Genomic DNA, 15,040 nt, shown 5'->3' with positions numbered 1-15,040 from the left:
GCCCGCGACGGTGCCGGTCCCCCGGAGGACCACTTCCGGTCGTCTCCACACACCCCTTACGAGGGCCCGCTCCCATCGCCGGGAGCGGGCCCCTCGGCGTCGTTAAGGTGAACCCATGAGCACACCCTCACGCTTCGATCGCGGCCACTCCGACGACCTCATGACCTTCCTGTCGGCGAGCCCCTCGCCGTACCACGCCGTGGCGACCTCCGCCGAGCGGCTGGAGAAGGCCGGATTCCGTCAGGTCGCCGAGACCGACGCGTGGGACGGGACGACCGGCGGCAAGTACGTGCTGCGGGGCGGCGCGATCATCGCCTGGTACGTCCCCGAGGGCGCCCGGCCGCACACCCCGTTCCGCATCGTGGGCGCGCACACCGACTCCCCGAACCTCCGGGTGAAGCCGCTGCCGGACACCGGCGCGCACGGCTGGCGCCAGGTCGCCGTCGAGGTCTACGGCGGCCCGCTGCTCAACTCCTGGCTCGACCGCGACCTCGGTCTCGCCGGCCGGGTCACCCTGCGGGACGGCTCGACCCGCCTGGTGAACGTCGACCGCCCCCTGCTGCGGGTGCCCCAACTCGCCATCCACCTGGACCGTTCCGCCACCTCCGAGGGCCTCAAACTCGACAAGCAGCGCCACATGCAGCCCGTCTGGGGCCTCGGCGACGCCCGCGAGGGCGACCTGATGGCGTTCCTGGAGGACGAGAGCGACGTCCCCCGCGGTGAGATCACCGGCTGGGACCTGATGACCCACTCCATCGAGCCGCCCGCCTACCTGGGCCGCGACCGGGAACTGCTGGCCGGCCCCCGGATGGACAACCTGCTGTCCGTGCACGCCTGTACGGCGGCGCTGGCCGCGGTCACCGGTGCGGGCGGCGACCTCCCGTACATCCCGGTCCTCGCCGCCTTCGACCACGAGGAGAACGGCTCGCAGTCCGACACGGGCGCGGACGGCCCGCTCCTCGGCGGCGTGCTGGAGCGTTCGGTCTTCGCCCGCGGCGGCTCGTACGAGGACCGGGCGCGCGCCTTCGCGGGAACGGTGTGCCTCTCCTCCGACACGGGCCACGCCGTCCACCCCAACTACGCGGAGCGGCACGACCCGACGCACCACCCGCGCGCGGGCGGCGGCCCCATCCTCAAGGTGAACGTCAACAACCGCTACGCCACGGACGGTTCGGGCCGCGCGGTGTTCGCGGCGGCCTGCGAGAAGGCCGGCGTGCCGTTCCAGTCCTTCGTCTCCAACAACTCCATGCCCTGCGGCACCACCATCGGGCCCATCACCGCCGCCCGCCACGGCATCAAGACGGTCGACATCGGCGTCGCCATCCTGTCCATGCACAGCGCCCGCGAACTCTGCGCCGCCGACGACCCGTTCCTGCTGGCCAACGCGCTGGTCGCGTTCCTGGAGGGCTAGGAAGCGCTGGGAAGGGCTGGGAACAGCTGGGAACAGCTGGGAAACCCACGCCCGCACGGATGCTGACACGGGCCCAGCGGGGCGCTCCCCGAAGCCTGTTGGGATCTGCGTCCCCCGGGCAGAGCGGGCGCCTCCGCATGAGTCGCCGTGTGCCGGGTACCCGGGGCAGACCCGGAACACCTGACGGGACACGGAGGCGAAACTCATGGGCTTGGGCGGATGCATCATTCTGATCGGTGTCGGAGCGATCCTGACGTTCGCTACGAACTGGGACATGCAGGGCGTCAACCTCGACCTGGTCGGCGTCATCCTGATGATCGTCGGCCTGATCGGAGTCGCGACGTTCAGCAGTATCGCCAGGCGGCGGCGTGTGGTCATGCCGCCCTCGGCACCGGTGGTCGAGGAGGAACCGCACCACCATCACCGTGGCGGTTACACGGACGGTTACGGCGGCTAGGGACCCATGGGCCTGTCCGGCGGATCCCGCCGGGGACGACCCGCCGCTCCCAGCCCCGCCGCTCATCCTCCGTACGACAGACCGCATGCCGACGACAGGGCGTGCGCGGACCGACCGACGAGGGCCGACGACCACCGGGTCGCCGGCCCTCCGCGGTGCAAGGGGTGCTCCGGCCGGGGTGCTCCGGCCATGGCTGGTCAGGGGGTGGGGAGGACGTGGCCGGTGGTGGCGTCGACGTGGTCGGGGACCTCGTCGTGGCGGTCGCCGACGGTGACGGTTCCGGTGGGTTCGAACATCAGGATCGCGGCACCGGCCGCTGAGGACGGCTTGTGCTCGGTGCCCCTGGGGACCGTGAGGACGGAGCCCCTGGGGAGGGTCACGGTGCGCTCGCCTGCCGGTTCGCGCAGGGCGATGTCCAGCTCGCCGTCCAGGACCAGGAAGAACTCGTCCGTGTGCTCGTGCACGTGCCAGACGTGCTCGCCCTCGACCTTCGCCACGCGTACGTCGTAGTCGTTCACGGCGGCGACGATGCGCGGACTCCACAGGTCGTCGAAGGAGGCCAGGGCGGCGGCGAGGGAGACGGGGGAAGGGGAGCCAGGGGCGGGGGCTGCGGGTTCGGGGTGTGCGGGCTCGGGGTGTGCGGGTGCGTGGGTCATGGATCGATCGTCGGGGGTGGTGCCGTCCCTCCGCGAGTGCTAGGAATCGCACATGCCGCAAGAATCCTCTCAGCCGCTCGGCACGGACCGGAACCGGGACGAGGGGACGGCGGGGCCCCGGGCACCGGAGCCGGGCGCACCGTCCGCCCCACCGGCCCGCCGCGGCCACGGCGTCCGCGGCGTCCGCACCGGGTCGTCGTGCTGGTCGACGAGGGCACCAACCCGTTCGAGGTCGGCGTCGCGACCGAGCTGTTCGGCCTGCCCCGTCCCGAACTGGGGCTGCCGGCACCGCTCTACGACCTGACGCTCTGCACACCGGCGCCCGGCACCCGGATGAACCACGGGTTCTTCACCATGACCGGGCTGCCCGGCCTCGACGCCGTCGACGACGCCGACACCCTCGTCGTCCCCGGCCGCCCCGACAACGTCGTACCCCGCGCCGCCGCCGTGCGCGAGGCCGTCCGGCGCACCCACGCGCGCGGTGCCCGGGTCGTGAGCTTCTGCACCGGCACCTTCGCGCTCGCCGAGGCGGGGCTCCTCGACGGGCGCCGGGCCACCACCCACTGGCGCTGGGCCGACTCCTTCCGCGCCCTCCACCCGAGGGTCCTGCTGGAGCCTGACGTGCTCTTCGTGGACGGGGGCGACGTGCTGACCGCCGCCGGAAGCGCGGCCGCGCTCGACCTGGGCCTGCACATCGTGCGGCGCGACCACGGCGCCGAGATCGCCAACGCCGTGTCCCGGCGGCTCGTCTTCGCCGCCCACCGCGACGGCGGACAGCGCCAGTTCGTGGAGCGGCCCCTGCCCGACCTGCCGGACGAGTCCCTCGCGCCCCTGCTGGCGTGGGCGCGGGAACGGCTCGGCGATCCGCTGACCGTCGCGGACCTCGCCGCGCGGGCGGGGGTCAGCCCGGCCACACTGCACCGGCGTTTCCGCGCCCAGCTCGGCACCACCCCGCTGGCCTGGCTCGGCGGCGAGCGGGTGACCCTGGCCTGCCGGCTCATCGAGCGCGGTACGGAGTCGCTCGACGTGGTCGCCCGGCGCAGCGGCCTGGGCACCGCCGCCAATCTGCGGGCGCGGCTGCGGCGCGAGACGGGACTCAGCCCGTCGGCCTACAGACGGCGTTTCGGACCGGCCGCCGGGGAAGCCCTCCCCGTATGAGATTCCTCGTACGCGACCGGCTCCTCGGCATCGGTGACGACTTCTGGATCGAGGACGAGCACGGCACCAAGGCGTTCCTCGTCGACGGCAAGGCGATGCGGCTGCGGGACACCTTCGAGCTGAAGGACACGCAGGGGCGGGTCCTGATCGACATCCACAAGAAGATGCTGTCCCTGCGCGACACCATGGTGATCGAGCGGGACGGCGACCCGCTGGCCACGATCAAGCGCAAGCGGCTGTCCCTGATGCGCAACCACTACCGCGTCTCGCTGGTGGACGGCACCGAACTCGACGTCAGCGGCAAGATCATGGACCGCGAGTTCGGCATCGACTACGACGGCGAACTGCTCGCCCAGATCTCCCGCCGCTGGCTCCGCGTCCGCGACACCTACGGCGTGGACATCACCCGCGACGACGCGGATCCCGCTCTGATGATCGCGGTGGCGGTGTGCGTCATCCACCTGGCGGAACGCGAACGGGAGGGGGACTGACCGGCAGGCCGCTCAGGCCACTCGGCATGGGGGCCATCGGGCTTCCGGGGGCACCCCCTGCTCGAAGGGCTGGGGGGACCCGTTCAGGCGACGGTTCGCCACCCCGCCCCCGCGTCGCCCCCTCAGGACGCCGACCGCCCCGCCTCCATCCCCAGCACCCGGTCCTTGAGCGCCGGGAACCTCTCCCGCGTCCCCGCGACCCGACCCGCGTCGAACTCGACCCGGAGCACCTCTTCCCCGGCCCCCGCCGCCTCCCCGAGCACCTCGCCCCACGGATCCACCACGACCGAGCGCCCGGCCTGCGGCACCCCCGCGTGCGTCCCCGCCGACCCGCAGGCGAGCACGTACGCCTGGTTCTCCACCGCGCGCGCCCGCGCCAGCAGGGTCCAGTGGTCGCGCCGGCGCTCGGGCCACCCGGCGGGTACGACGAAGGTCTCGGCACCCGCGTCGACGAGCCCGCGGAACAGCTCGGGAAAGCGGAGGTCGTAGCAGGTGGCGAGCCCGATCCTGGTCTCCGGCAGCTCCACGGTGACCAGCTCCGTCCCCGCCCCCATCAGCACGGCCTCACCCTTGTCGAACCCGAAGCGGTGGATCTTCCGGTAGGCGGCGGCCAGTTCGCCCTCGGGCGAGAACACGAGCGAGGTGTTGTAGAGGACGCCGTCACCGTCGCTCCCGGACGGCGATCCCGGTGCCGGCGCCCGCTCGGGGACGGACCCCGCGTGCAGCCAGACGCCCGCGTCGCGCGCGGCCCCGGCCATCACCTCGTACGTCGGCCCCTGCAACGGCTCGGCCTCCGCGTCGAACTCCTCGTACGCGAACGCCCCCGTGGTCCACAGTTCGGGCAGTACGACGAGGTCGGCTCCGGCCTCCTCCCGTACGAGCGCGGCCGCCCGCTGCCTGCGCGAATCAACCGACTCGCCCTGCTTCACACCGATCTGGATGAGGGAGGCGCGCACACTACCACCGTCCTGGCATTCGAGCCGTCGATACGGGCCTACGATCGTCACACGAAAGCACTGCCGGGGTGCCTCACAGCAGCGTAACTTAGCGTCCCAAGACACCCGCTGACTGTGCACTGCCCGCGCCCGACCGCCCGAGGGGTCCCGTTTCCGTGAGTCCGCATCCCAGTCTTCAGTCCTACGCCGACGCCTGGACCCATTCGATCGAAGCCATATCCGAGCTGGTGTCGCCGCTGGTGGAGGGCGAGTGGAACCGCCGGACGCCGTGCCCGGGCTGGTCGGTGCGCGACATCGTCTCCCACGTCATCGGGCTCGACTGCGAGATGCTCGGCGACCCGCGGCCGATCCACACGCTCCCCCGGGACCTGTACCACGTGACGACCGAGCACCAGCGGTACATGGAGATGCAGGTCGACGTCCGCCGTCACCACACCGCGCCGGAGATGACCTCCGAGCTGGAGTACACGATCATCCGCCGCAACCGCCAGCTGCGGAACGATGCGCGGGACCCGGAGACCAAGGTGCGCGGTCCGCTCGGCACCGAGGTGACGCTGGAGCACGCGATGCGCAACCACGCCTTCGACGTGTGGGCGCACGAGCAGGACCTGCGCACGGCCCTCGGCCGTCCGGGCGACCTCGACTCGCCGGGCGCGCTCGTCGCCCGCGACGTCCTGCTGGAAGCGCTCCCCAAGGTCGTCGCCGAGGACGCGGGCGCGCCGGCGAACTCCGCCGTGGTGGTCGACGTGCACGGGCCCGTCGAGTTCCTGCGCACGGTCCGCGTCGACGCGGAGGGCCGCGGCACGGTCGACGGCGCGCCCTCGCTGGGCCCGGCCGTCACGCTCAGCCTCGACTGGGAGACGTACTTCCTGCTGGCCTGCGGCCGCGTCACCCCGGACGCCGTCGCCGACCGCATCAAGTCGGAGGGCGACCAGACCCTCAGCGCAGCCATCCTGAGGTCCTTCGCGGTCACGCCGTGACCACTCGGCGCGGCCGGGCCCGGGAGGGGAAGGGCGGGCGGGCGCCGGGGTGCGCCCGCCCGGAGAGCTCAAGGGGGCTCAGGGGGACAGGACCGGCCGACGGCTGACCGCCGACCGGGAAGGCGACGGCACCGCAGGCGCCGTCGTCCCTCACACCGGCACGTGCACCGTCTCCACCCGGCTCACGACCAGCCGCTCCCGCTCCCGCCGGTCCGCCTTGCCCCGGAGCCGCAGGATCTGCCAGACCCCCAGCCCCTGCAGCACGAACACCGCCGCGAACGCCACCCGGTAGTCGTCCCCGGTCGCGTCCAGCAGCACCCCCACCGCCAGCAGCGTCGTCATCGAGGCGACGAACCCGCCCATGTTGGTGATGCCGGACGCCGTCCCCTGCCGCTCGGGCGGATTGGCGGGACGCGCGAAGTCGAACCCGATCATCGACGCCGGCCCGCACGCCCCCAGCACCGTGCACAGCACGACCAGCAGCCACATGGGCGCGTGCTCCCCGGGGTAGGCCAGGGCCGCCGCCCAGGCGACCGCCGTCGCGGACACCGTGCCGAGCGCCAGCGGAAGCCGCGCCCCGTGGCGCCGGGCGACGATCTGCCCGTACACCAGGCCCACGGCCATGTTGGAGAGCACGACGAGGGTCAGCAGTTCGCCGGCCGTCGCCCTGGACAGCCCCTGCGCCTCGACGAGGAAGGGCATCCCCCACAGCAGCAGGAACACCATCGCCGGGAACTGCGTCGTGAAGTGCACCCACATGCCGAGCCGGGTACCGGGCTCCCGCCAGGACGCGGCGATCTGCCGGCGGACGTAGACGGCGCCCTGGTGCGGGACCGGCTCCGGTTCGTGCCCCTCGGGGTGGTCCTTCAGGAACAGCAGCAGGAGGACGAGGACCACGGCGCCCGCGAGCGCGCTGCCGGCGAACGCGGCGGTCCACCCCAGCCCGTGCAGCAGCCGGGCGATGACCAGCGTCGACACCAGGTTGCCCGCCATTCCGGCGAGACCCGCCAGCTGGGCGACCAGCGGGCCCCGGCGCGCCGGGAACCAGCGGGTGCCCAGCCGCAGCACGCTGATGAAGGTCATCGCGTCTCCGCAGCCCAGCAGGGCACGGGAGGCCAGCGCCGTCCCGTACGAGGGGGAGAAGGCGAAGCCCAGCTGCCCCGCCGTGAACAGCACTACGCCGATGGTCAGCACCTTCTTGGTGCCGAGCCGGTCGACGAGCAGCCCGACGGGTATCTGCATGCCCGCGTAGACGAGCAGCTGCAGGATGGAGAAGGTGGACAGGGCGGAGGCGCCGACGTGGAAGCGGTCGGCGGCGTCCAGCCCGGCGACCCCCAGGGACGTACGGAAGATGACGGCGACGAAGTAGACGGAGACGCCGACGACCCAGACGGTGACGGCGCGGCGGCCGCCGGGCGGGTCCGGGAGCGGCGCCGCCGGAGCGGCGCCGGGACCGGGGCGGGGGGAGGACTCGGCGGAGCTCATCGGGCCTCGCCCCGCGCCATGCCGAAGAACCGGCCGACGTGCCCGTGGATGATCGCGACGGCGGCGTCCGCGTCACCGGTGCGGAGCGCTTCGAGGATCTCCTCGTGCTCGGTGAGCGTCCTGCTGATCCGGTCGGGGTGGGCGTGCATCACGGCCACCCCCATCCGCAGCTGGCGGTCCCGGAGCTGGTCGTAGAGCCGGGAGAGGATCTCGTTGCCGCCGCTGCGGACGATCTCGGCGTGGAAGCAGCGGTCGGTGACGGCGGCGCCCGCCAGGTCACCGGCGGCGGCCTGCTCCCGCTGCCGGGCGAGCAGTTCCTCCAGGCGGGCGATGAGCCGCGGAGCGGCGGGCACCGCCTTGCGGGCGGCATGGCCCTCGACGAGCATCCGGGTCTCGACGACGTCGGCGATCTCCTGCGCGGAGACCGGCAGGACGAGGGCGCCCTTCTTCGGATAGAGCTTGATCAGCCCTTCGGCCTCCAGCCGGAGCAGCGCCTCGCGGACAGGCGTCCGGGAGACCCCCACGGCCTCGGCCAGCTCGCCCTCCGTGAGGAGCGTGCCGCCCTCGTAGCGGCGTTCCAGCACCCCCTGCTTGACGTGGGCGTAGACGCGTTCGGCGGCGGGTGGCTGCTTCAGGGGCGCGGGTGGGGCGGAGGACATGCGCACAGCATAGATACATCACGTACGCATGGCCGGGTCCGTCCACCATCCGGACCACAGCCCGGCCACGCCCGGAAGCGTCACCCGAAAGTGGATACCTCCGAGCGGGGGCACAACTTTCTGTGCTAGGTACGTGTCTCATGAGGGCGGCATTCCCATATGGCCGCACTCCTGGGGCATTTGACGTATTCGGGGTACCCAAGTTGACAACGGACATACAGGGCACGCGCGTTCGCAGAGCCGCGGCCGTCGTCGTGACCACCGCCGCCATGATCGCGACCGGGGCGCTCGGCGCGGCTCCGGCACAGGCGCTCACGACCCCCACGATCGCCGCCAAGGGCGGCTACGTGATGAACAACGGCACCGGCAAGACGCTCTACACCAAGGCGGCGGACACCCGCCGTTCGACCGGCTCCACGACCAAGATCATGACGGCGAAGGTGGTGCTGTCGCAGTCGAATCTGAACCTGGACTCCAAGGTCACGATCCAGAAGGCCTACAGCGACTACATCGTCCGCAACAACGCCTCGTCGGCGCATCTGATCGTCGGTGACAAGGTCACCGTGCGCCAGCTGCTCTACGGGCTGATGCTGCCGTCGGGCTGCGACGCCGCGTACGCGCTCGCCGACAAGTTCGGCTCGGGCTCGACGCGCGGCGCCCGCGTGAAGTCGTTCATCGGCAAGATGAACACCACCGCGCGCGGCCTCGGCCTGACGAACACGCACTTCGACTCGTTCGACGGCATCGGCAACGGCGCCAACTACTCGACGCCGCGCGACCTGACGAAGCTCGCGAGCAGCGCCATGAAGTCGTCCACCTTCCGTTCGGTCGTGAAGACGAAGTCGACCAAGCAGAAGGTGACCACCAAGAGCGGTGGCTACCGCTACATGAACTGGACGAACACCAACACCCTGCTCGGCAGCTACCGCGGCGCCATCGGCGTCAAGACCGGCTCCGGCCCCGAGGCCAAGTACTGCCTGGTCTTCGCCGCGACCCGCGACGGCAAGACCGTCATCGGCACGGTCCTCGCCTCCACGTCCGTCTCGGCCCGCACCTCGGACGCCAAGAAACTGATGGACTACGGCTTCAAGAAGTAGTCCCCTCTTTGACGACCACCTGAGCGGGCCAGTCCACGACACCGGACTGGCCCGCTTCGCGTCGCGCCTTCCTTCGTCGGCGGCACACCGGTCGGGCGGGTCGCAACCCAGTCGAGCGATCTTCCTCCGCACTGATGAACATCCGTGGACCGAGTGGCCTATTCGATTTTCTCCGCCTTACGTTCCGCAGCGGAGGTCATTCACATGAACGAACCGAGCAAACCCCGCAAGTCGTCCAAGCGCCATGAGGCCATCGACATCAGCGACTTCGTCTACGCGGCGACGGGCGACCGCATCCGCAGGCTGACCATGCCGGGCGGCGCCCACTGGTTCCCGGCCGTGGACGTCTGCAAGAAGCTGGGGTACGCGAACTCGCGGAAGGCACTCGACGACCACGTGCCGAAGGAGCAGCGAGACAATCTCGAGACAGTAACTGGAAGTTACAGTCTCGACATCCCCCCAGGCCGGAGCTGGCGCCGAGACCTGCAGCTGATCGATCTCCAGGGTCTGATCCTGCTCGTCAACGCCTGTACGAAGCCGGCCTGCGCCCCCTTCAAGCAGTGGGTCGCCGAGGTGATCGAGACCGTGCAGCGGGACGGCTCGTACACGCTGGAGGAGGCCGAGGTGCAGCCCGCGGACCCGGCGGCGCCCCTCGCGTACGCCATGCCGGAGCAGGTCGCCGAGGCCATCGTCCGGCTCGAGGAGCGCAACCTCCAGGCGGACGAGCAGCTTGCGATCGCACAGCACGAATCGCTGACCGTGCAGAAGGAGATGCTGGCGATGCAGCGCGAGACGCTGACCGCACAGCAGTCCACCGCGCAGGCGATGGAACGCATCGCGAACCGGTTCGACACCCTGTTCGCCCGGCTCCCCGACCCCTCCGCCGTCGCCCGGGTCGCCGCCGACCAGGCCGCGGCGGCCGAGGGTGCCGATGCCGGCGTTCCCACCACGGAGTCCGTACTGGCCGACTGGCGGCACCGGTTGTCGGTGACGGAGGACGTGTGGACGGTGGCCGTGGTCATCGCCCCGGTCCTGGTCGAGCAGGGCGAGCTGCGCCAGCCCCTCGCGTCCCTCGCCGCCCGTACGGGCCTGTCGGTGCGCCGGGTGAACGAGTGCCTGCGTCTGCTGCGCAAGCACGCCTGCATCCGCTCCCGGGGCGGGACCGGCGACGGCGCTCCGGTGTACGTGCTGCACCACCCCTGAGCTGGGGACCCGGTGCCCCGGTGCCCGGGGTACGGCAGAGGGGCCGGTCGCAAGCTGACGTTGCGGCCGACCCCTCTCGGGTCAGGCTAGCGGGTGGAAGCCGGTCAGGCCCAGGTGATCAGCCGCTTGGGCTGTTCCAGGATCGCCGCGATGTCCGCGAGGACCTTGGAGCCCAGCTCGCCGTCGACCAGGCGGTGGTCGAAGGAGAGCGCGAGCGTGGTGACCTGACGGGGCTTCACCTTGCCCTTGTGCACCCAGGGCTGGAGCTTGATCGCGCCGACCGCGAGGATCGCGGACTCCCCGGAGTTGAGGATGGGTGTGCCCGTGTCGACGCCGAAGACGCCGACGTTGGTGATGGTGACCGTGCCGCCCTGCATCGCCGCCGGGGACGTCTTGCCCTCCCTCGCCGTGGAGACCAGCTCACCGAGCGAGTCGGCCAGCTCCGGGAGGGTCTTGGCGTGCGCGTCCTTGATGTTCGGGACGATGAGGCCGCGCGGGGTGGCCGCGGCGATACCCAGGTTCACGTAGTGCTTGAGGACGATCTCCTGGTTGGCCTCGTCCCAGGACGCGTTGACCTGAGGGTTGCGCTTGATCGCGACGAGCAGGGCCTTGGCGACAAGGAGGAGGGGGTTGACCCTCCGGCCCTGCATCCCGTACTTGTCGGGGGCCTGCTTCAGCTCCTCGACCAGCTTCATCGTGCGCGTCACGTCCACGGTCACGAACTCCGTGACGTGCGGGGCGGTGAACGCCGAGCCGACCATCGCGGCCGCCGTCGCCTTCCGGACACCCTTGACGGGCGTGCGCGTCTCGCGCGCGCCGTCGTAGCCGGCCACGGGCGCGGGAGCCGGGGCCGTCGCGGCGGCCGGAGCCTGCGGGGCCGCGGGCTGCGGGGCCGCGGGCCGCGGGGCGGGGGCGACCGCCGCGTGCACGTCCTCGCGCGTGATGATCCCGTCGGGGCCCGACGGCGTCACCGTCGCCAGGTCCACACCGAGGTCCTTGGCGAGCTTGCGGACCGGCGGCTTGGCCAGCGGACGGGCGCCCGCGGGGGTCGCCTGTCCGTTCAGCGCGGTGCCCGCGTAGTACGTCGCCGCCGGGGCCTCGGCCGGCGGTGCCGGGGCGGCCGCCTGCGGGGCGGGTGCCTGCGGGGCGGGTGCCTCGGCGCCCTTGCGCGGGCGTCGCTTGGTGGAGGACGTGGCCACCCCGTACCCGACGAGGACCGGTGTGCGGCCCTCCGGCTTCGGCTCCTCCGCGGCGGACGGCTCCGCCGCGGGCGTCTCGGCGGCCGGCGCGTCCGGGGTCGCGGCCTGCGTCGCCGGGGCTCCGGCGCCTGCGGACACGTCCACCGCGATGATCACCTGGCCCACGTCCACCGTCGTCCCCTCGGGGAAGCGCAGCTCGCGGACCACACCGTCGAAGGGGATGGGCAGCTCGACGGCGGCCTTCGCGGTCTCGACCTCGCAGACCACCTGACCGTCGGTGACCCGGTCACCGGGCTGGACGTACCACTTGAGGATCTCGGCCTCGGTGAGCCCCTCGCCCACGTCGGGCATCTTGAACTCGCTCAGCCCCGAGGCGTTCTCAGTCATCGTCGTCACGACCCTCTCCTCAGTACGCCAGCGAGCGGTCGACGGCGTCGAGCACCCGGTCAAGGCCCGGCAGGTACTCCTCCTCCAGGCGCGCCGGCGGGTACGGGGCGTGATAGCCGCCGACCCTCAGCACGGGCGCCTCCAGGTGGTAGAAGCACCGCTCCGTGATGCGGGCCGCGATCTCCGCGCCCGTACCCAGGAACACCGGGGCCTCGTGCACCACGACCAGCCGGCGGGTCTTCTCGACCGACGCCTGGACGGTGTCGAAGTCGATCGGCGACATGGAGCGCAGATCGACGACCTCCAGGGACCTGCCCTCCTCCTGGGCCGCCGCGGCGGCCTCCTGGCAGACCTTGACCATCGGCCCGTACGCGGCCAGCGTCAGATCGCCGCCCTCGCGCACCACACGCGCCGTGTGCAGCGGCGCCGGGATCGCGTCCCTGGTCACCTCGCCCTTGTCCCAGTACCGGCGCTTCGGCTCGAAGAAGATCACCGGGTCGTCGCTCTGGATGGCCTGCTGCATCATCCAGTACGCGTCCGACGCGTTCGAGGGGGAGACCACCTTCAGGCCCGCCACGTGCGCGAACAGGGCCTCCGGGGACTCGGAGTGGTGCTCCACCGCGCCGATGCCGCCGCCGTAGGGGATGCGGATGACGACGGGCATCTTGATCTTGCCGAGCGCCCGCGCGTGCATCTTCGCGAGCTGCGTGACGATCTGGTCGTACGCCGGGAACACGAAGCCGTCGAACTGGATCTCCACGACCGGGCGGTAGCCGCGCAGGGCGAGACCGATCGCCGTACCGACGATGCCCGACTCGGCGAGCGGGGTGTCGATGACCCGCTCCTCGCCGAAGTCCTTCTGCAGACCGTCGGTGACCCGGAAGACACCACCGAGCTTGCCGACGTCCTCGCCCATGACGAGAACCTTGGGGTCGGCGTCGAGGGCCGTGCGCAGCGACTCGTTGATCGCCTTGGCCAGCGCCATCTTCTCTGCCGCCATCGCTACTTGCCCTCCCCTGCCGCGGCGAAGCCGCTCCCGGGCTCCGTGGCGAACGACGCCTGGTAGGCGGCGAACTGGGCCCGCTCCTCGTCGACGAGCGCGTGCCCGTCCGCGTACACGTTCTCGAAGATGGCGAAGTGGTCCGGGTCCGGCATGGCCCGTACGGCTTCGCGTACTCGTTTGCCCAACGCCTCGCTCTCGGTCTCCAGTTCCGCGAAGAATCCCTCGTCCGCGTGGTTTGAGCTCTCGAGATAGGCGCGCAGGCGCAGGATCGGGTCCTTCGCCTCCCACGCCTCGCGCTCCTCGTCGGCCCGGTACTTGGTCGGGTCGTCGGAGGTGGTGTGCGCGCCCATCCGGTAGGTGAAGGCCTCGACCAGCGTCGGGCCCTCGCCGCGGCGGGCCCGCTCCAGCGCCCACTTCGTCACGGCCAGGCAGGCGAGGACGTCGTTGCCGTCGACGCGGACGCCGGGGAAGCCGTAGCCCTGCGCGCGCTGGTAGAGCGGGACGCGGGTCTGCTTCTCGGTCGGCTCGGAGATCGCCCACTGGTTGTTCTGGCAGAAGAACACGACGGGGGCGTTGTAGACGGCGGAGAAGGTGAACGACTCGGCGACGTCGCCCTGGCTGGAGGCGCCGTCCCCGAAGTACGCGATCACGGCCGAGTCGGCACCGTCCTTGGCGACGCCCATGGCGTAGCCGGTGGCGTGCAGCGTCTGCGAGCCGATGACGATCGTGTACAGGTGGAAGTTGTTGCTGTTCGGGTCCCAGCCGCCGTTGTTCACGCCGCGGAACATGCCGAGCAGGTTGGTCGGGTCGACCCCGCGGCACCAGGCCACACCGTGCTCGCGGTAGGTCGGGAAGACGTAGTCGTCCTCACGGGTCGCCCGGCCGGAGCCGATCTGGGCGGCCTCCTGGCCGAGCAGGGAGGCCCACAGGCCCAGCTCGCCCTGACGCTGCAGGGACGTCGCCTCGGCGTCGAAGCGGCGCGTCAGCACCATGTCGCGGTACAGCCCGCGCAGGTCCTCGGGGGTGATGTCGGCGACGTACGCGTCGTACTCCGCGTTCTCGACCCGCTCACCTTCCGGCGTCAGCAACTGGACGAGCTCGGGTTCGGTGCTCGGGGCCTTCTTGGCCGCCGTGCCCGCCCGCTTGCTCGCCGCGCTCTTCGTACCGGCGCTGCGTCGCGGCTTGCGCGCGGCAGTGCTCTCCACGGTCACGTGTGCTCCTCCGTCGGTCCGGCCCCCGGGGTTGCCGGGTGGCTGGGTTCCCCCTCGCTCGTGGAGAGCTCGGGGGAGCGGCTCGCCTGCTCCGATACCCGTGCACGGGGTGGGTGCGACTCGGCCGGGAACAGGCGTGACAGGTGTCCCGGTGAGCGCCCTGCAGTAAGCACGTTACCCAGAGCACCACATTTCTGTGAAACCCCTCCTGACCTGCGATTTTGCTTGGATATCCAAGTAAATCGGCAAAGTCGGGAACAGTTGCTGGTCACAGCCTTGCAGGGGGCCGGAACACCGGCACGTTATCCCGGCCACCCCGGACACGGGAAGAGCTGCCCGGGGCGGGCTGTGTGCGCCTGTTCCGGCCACCCGCCCGGGCGTCGCCGTCCCGGACGTACGCGTTTCCGGCGAAAGCGGACGCCGGGCGTGCCGGGGAGCCGGGGCGTGCCGGGGTGCTCCCCGGCGTGCAGGGACGTACCGGGGCGTGTCCTCACGGGCCGCGTCCCGGAATCCCGTCAAAGGGGGCCCGCCCCGGGCCCCCGTCGAACAGGATCGCGTCGGACACAGCGCCGAGTGCGCCTGTGGCCCCGGCGGCCCCGGCACACGACGGCCCGTGCCACGGAACGTCGGTTCCGGCACGCCGGACGACCGAAAGGTGACCGAGTGCGACAGGGGTGGGGGTGGGCG

Annotated in this window: 14 protein-coding genes; 7 read left to right on the top strand and 7 right to left on the bottom strand. The window is 71.6% G+C overall.

The features are described 5' to 3' along the window. The first annotated feature begins 115 nt into the window (after positions 1-115). Together ACFY93_RS14495 and ACFY93_RS14490 are read left to right on the top strand one after the other, a co-directional pair. Complete coding sequence (locus tag ACFY93_RS14495) at positions 116-1,411, top strand: M18 family aminopeptidase (RefSeq protein ID WP_391357797.1); 1,296 nt, start codon at positions 116-118, stop codon at positions 1,409-1,411. Positions 1,412-1,616: 205 nt separating this feature from the next. Next, on the top strand, positions 1,617-1,868 hold the full coding sequence (locus tag ACFY93_RS14490; RefSeq protein WP_391357795.1) for a hypothetical protein: 252 nt from the start codon (positions 1,617-1,619) through the stop codon (positions 1,866-1,868). Between the two features lie 197 nt (positions 1,869-2,065). On the opposite strand, the gene ACFY93_RS14485 is transcribed toward ACFY93_RS14490, so the two are convergent. Next, complete coding sequence (locus ACFY93_RS14485; protein WP_391357792.1) at positions 2,066-2,524, bottom strand: cupin domain-containing protein; 459 nt, start codon at positions 2,522-2,524, stop codon at positions 2,066-2,068. 198 nt (positions 2,525-2,722) lie between these two features. Here ACFY93_RS14485 and ACFY93_RS14480 point away from each other — a divergent pair, with 198 nt between their 5' ends. Beyond that, a complete protein-coding gene (locus tag ACFY93_RS14480; protein WP_391357789.1) occupies positions 2,723-3,682 on the top strand; it encodes a helix-turn-helix domain-containing protein in 960 nt (319 codons plus the stop codon). Further along, a complete protein-coding gene (locus ACFY93_RS14475) occupies positions 3,679-4,173 on the top strand; it encodes an LURP-one-related family protein (RefSeq protein WP_391357787.1) in 495 nt (164 codons plus the stop codon). The genes ACFY93_RS14480 and ACFY93_RS14475 overlap by 4 nt, the downstream gene beginning before the upstream one ends. Positions 4,174-4,295: 122 nt before the next feature. Here the strand turns inward: ACFY93_RS14475 and ACFY93_RS14470 are convergent, their stop codons facing one another. After that, the gene (locus ACFY93_RS14470; protein ID WP_391357785.1) at positions 4,296-5,129 is read right to left on the bottom strand and encodes a nitrilase-related carbon-nitrogen hydrolase; all 834 of its coding nucleotides are present in this window, start codon (positions 5,127-5,129) and stop codon (positions 4,296-4,298) included. Between the two features lie 155 nt (positions 5,130-5,284). On the opposite strand from ACFY93_RS14470, the gene ACFY93_RS14465 reads away from it, so the two are divergent. Further along, positions 5,285-6,109, top strand: a complete 825-nt coding sequence (locus ACFY93_RS14465; protein ID WP_391357783.1) for a maleylpyruvate isomerase family mycothiol-dependent enzyme — start codon at positions 5,285-5,287, stop codon at positions 6,107-6,109. A gap of 150 nt (positions 6,110-6,259) precedes the next feature. Here the strand turns inward: ACFY93_RS14465 and ACFY93_RS14460 are convergent, their stop codons facing one another. Together ACFY93_RS14460 and ACFY93_RS14455 are read right to left on the bottom strand one after the other, a co-directional pair. Further along, on the bottom strand, positions 6,260-7,594 hold the full coding sequence (locus ACFY93_RS14460) for an MFS transporter (protein ID WP_391357781.1): 1,335 nt from the start codon (positions 7,592-7,594) through the stop codon (positions 6,260-6,262). Then, on the bottom strand, positions 7,591-8,253 hold the full coding sequence (locus ACFY93_RS14455) for an FCD domain-containing protein (protein ID WP_391357779.1): 663 nt from the start codon (positions 8,251-8,253) through the stop codon (positions 7,591-7,593). Before ACFY93_RS14455 ends, ACFY93_RS14460 begins: the two co-directional genes overlap by 4 nt. A 203-nt stretch (positions 8,254-8,456) precedes the next feature. Here ACFY93_RS14455 and ACFY93_RS14450 point away from each other — a divergent pair, with 203 nt between their 5' ends. Continuing rightward, a complete protein-coding gene (locus ACFY93_RS14450) occupies positions 8,457-9,350 on the top strand; it encodes a serine hydrolase (protein ID WP_391357777.1) in 894 nt (297 codons plus the stop codon). A gap of 204 nt (positions 9,351-9,554) precedes the next feature. Continuing rightward, a complete protein-coding gene (locus ACFY93_RS14445) occupies positions 9,555-10,553 on the top strand; it encodes a BRO family protein (RefSeq protein WP_391357774.1) in 999 nt (332 codons plus the stop codon). A 104-nt stretch (positions 10,554-10,657) separates the two neighbouring features. On the opposite strand, the gene ACFY93_RS14440 is transcribed toward ACFY93_RS14445, so the two are convergent. The 3 genes from ACFY93_RS14440 to pdhA are packed head-to-tail and all read right to left on the bottom strand — an operon-like array spanning position 10,658 to position 14,353. Continuing rightward, entirely contained in the window at positions 10,658-12,148 is a 1,491-nt protein-coding gene (locus ACFY93_RS14440) for a 2-oxo acid dehydrogenase subunit E2 (protein WP_391357771.1), read from the bottom strand. A gap of 10 nt (positions 12,149-12,158) precedes the next feature. After that, positions 12,159-13,139 (bottom strand): transketolase C-terminal domain-containing protein, encoded by a 981-nt coding sequence (locus ACFY93_RS14435; RefSeq protein WP_391357768.1) that lies wholly within the window; start codon positions 13,137-13,139, stop codon positions 12,159-12,161. 2 nt (positions 13,140-13,141) lie between these two features. Then, on the bottom strand, positions 13,142-14,353 hold the full coding sequence (gene pdhA / locus ACFY93_RS14430; protein ID WP_391357766.1) for a pyruvate dehydrogenase (acetyl-transferring) E1 component subunit alpha: 1,212 nt from the start codon (positions 14,351-14,353) through the stop codon (positions 13,142-13,144). Positions 14,354-15,040: the final 687 nt, after the last annotated feature.

Source organism: Streptomyces sp. NPDC008313, assembly GCF_042956125.1.
Classification (GTDB): domain Bacteria; phylum Actinomycetota; class Actinomycetes; order Streptomycetales; family Streptomycetaceae; genus Streptomyces.
The sequence above is the reverse complement of the archived record's forward strand: the minus strand, read 5'-3'. Positions and strand labels throughout refer to the sequence as shown.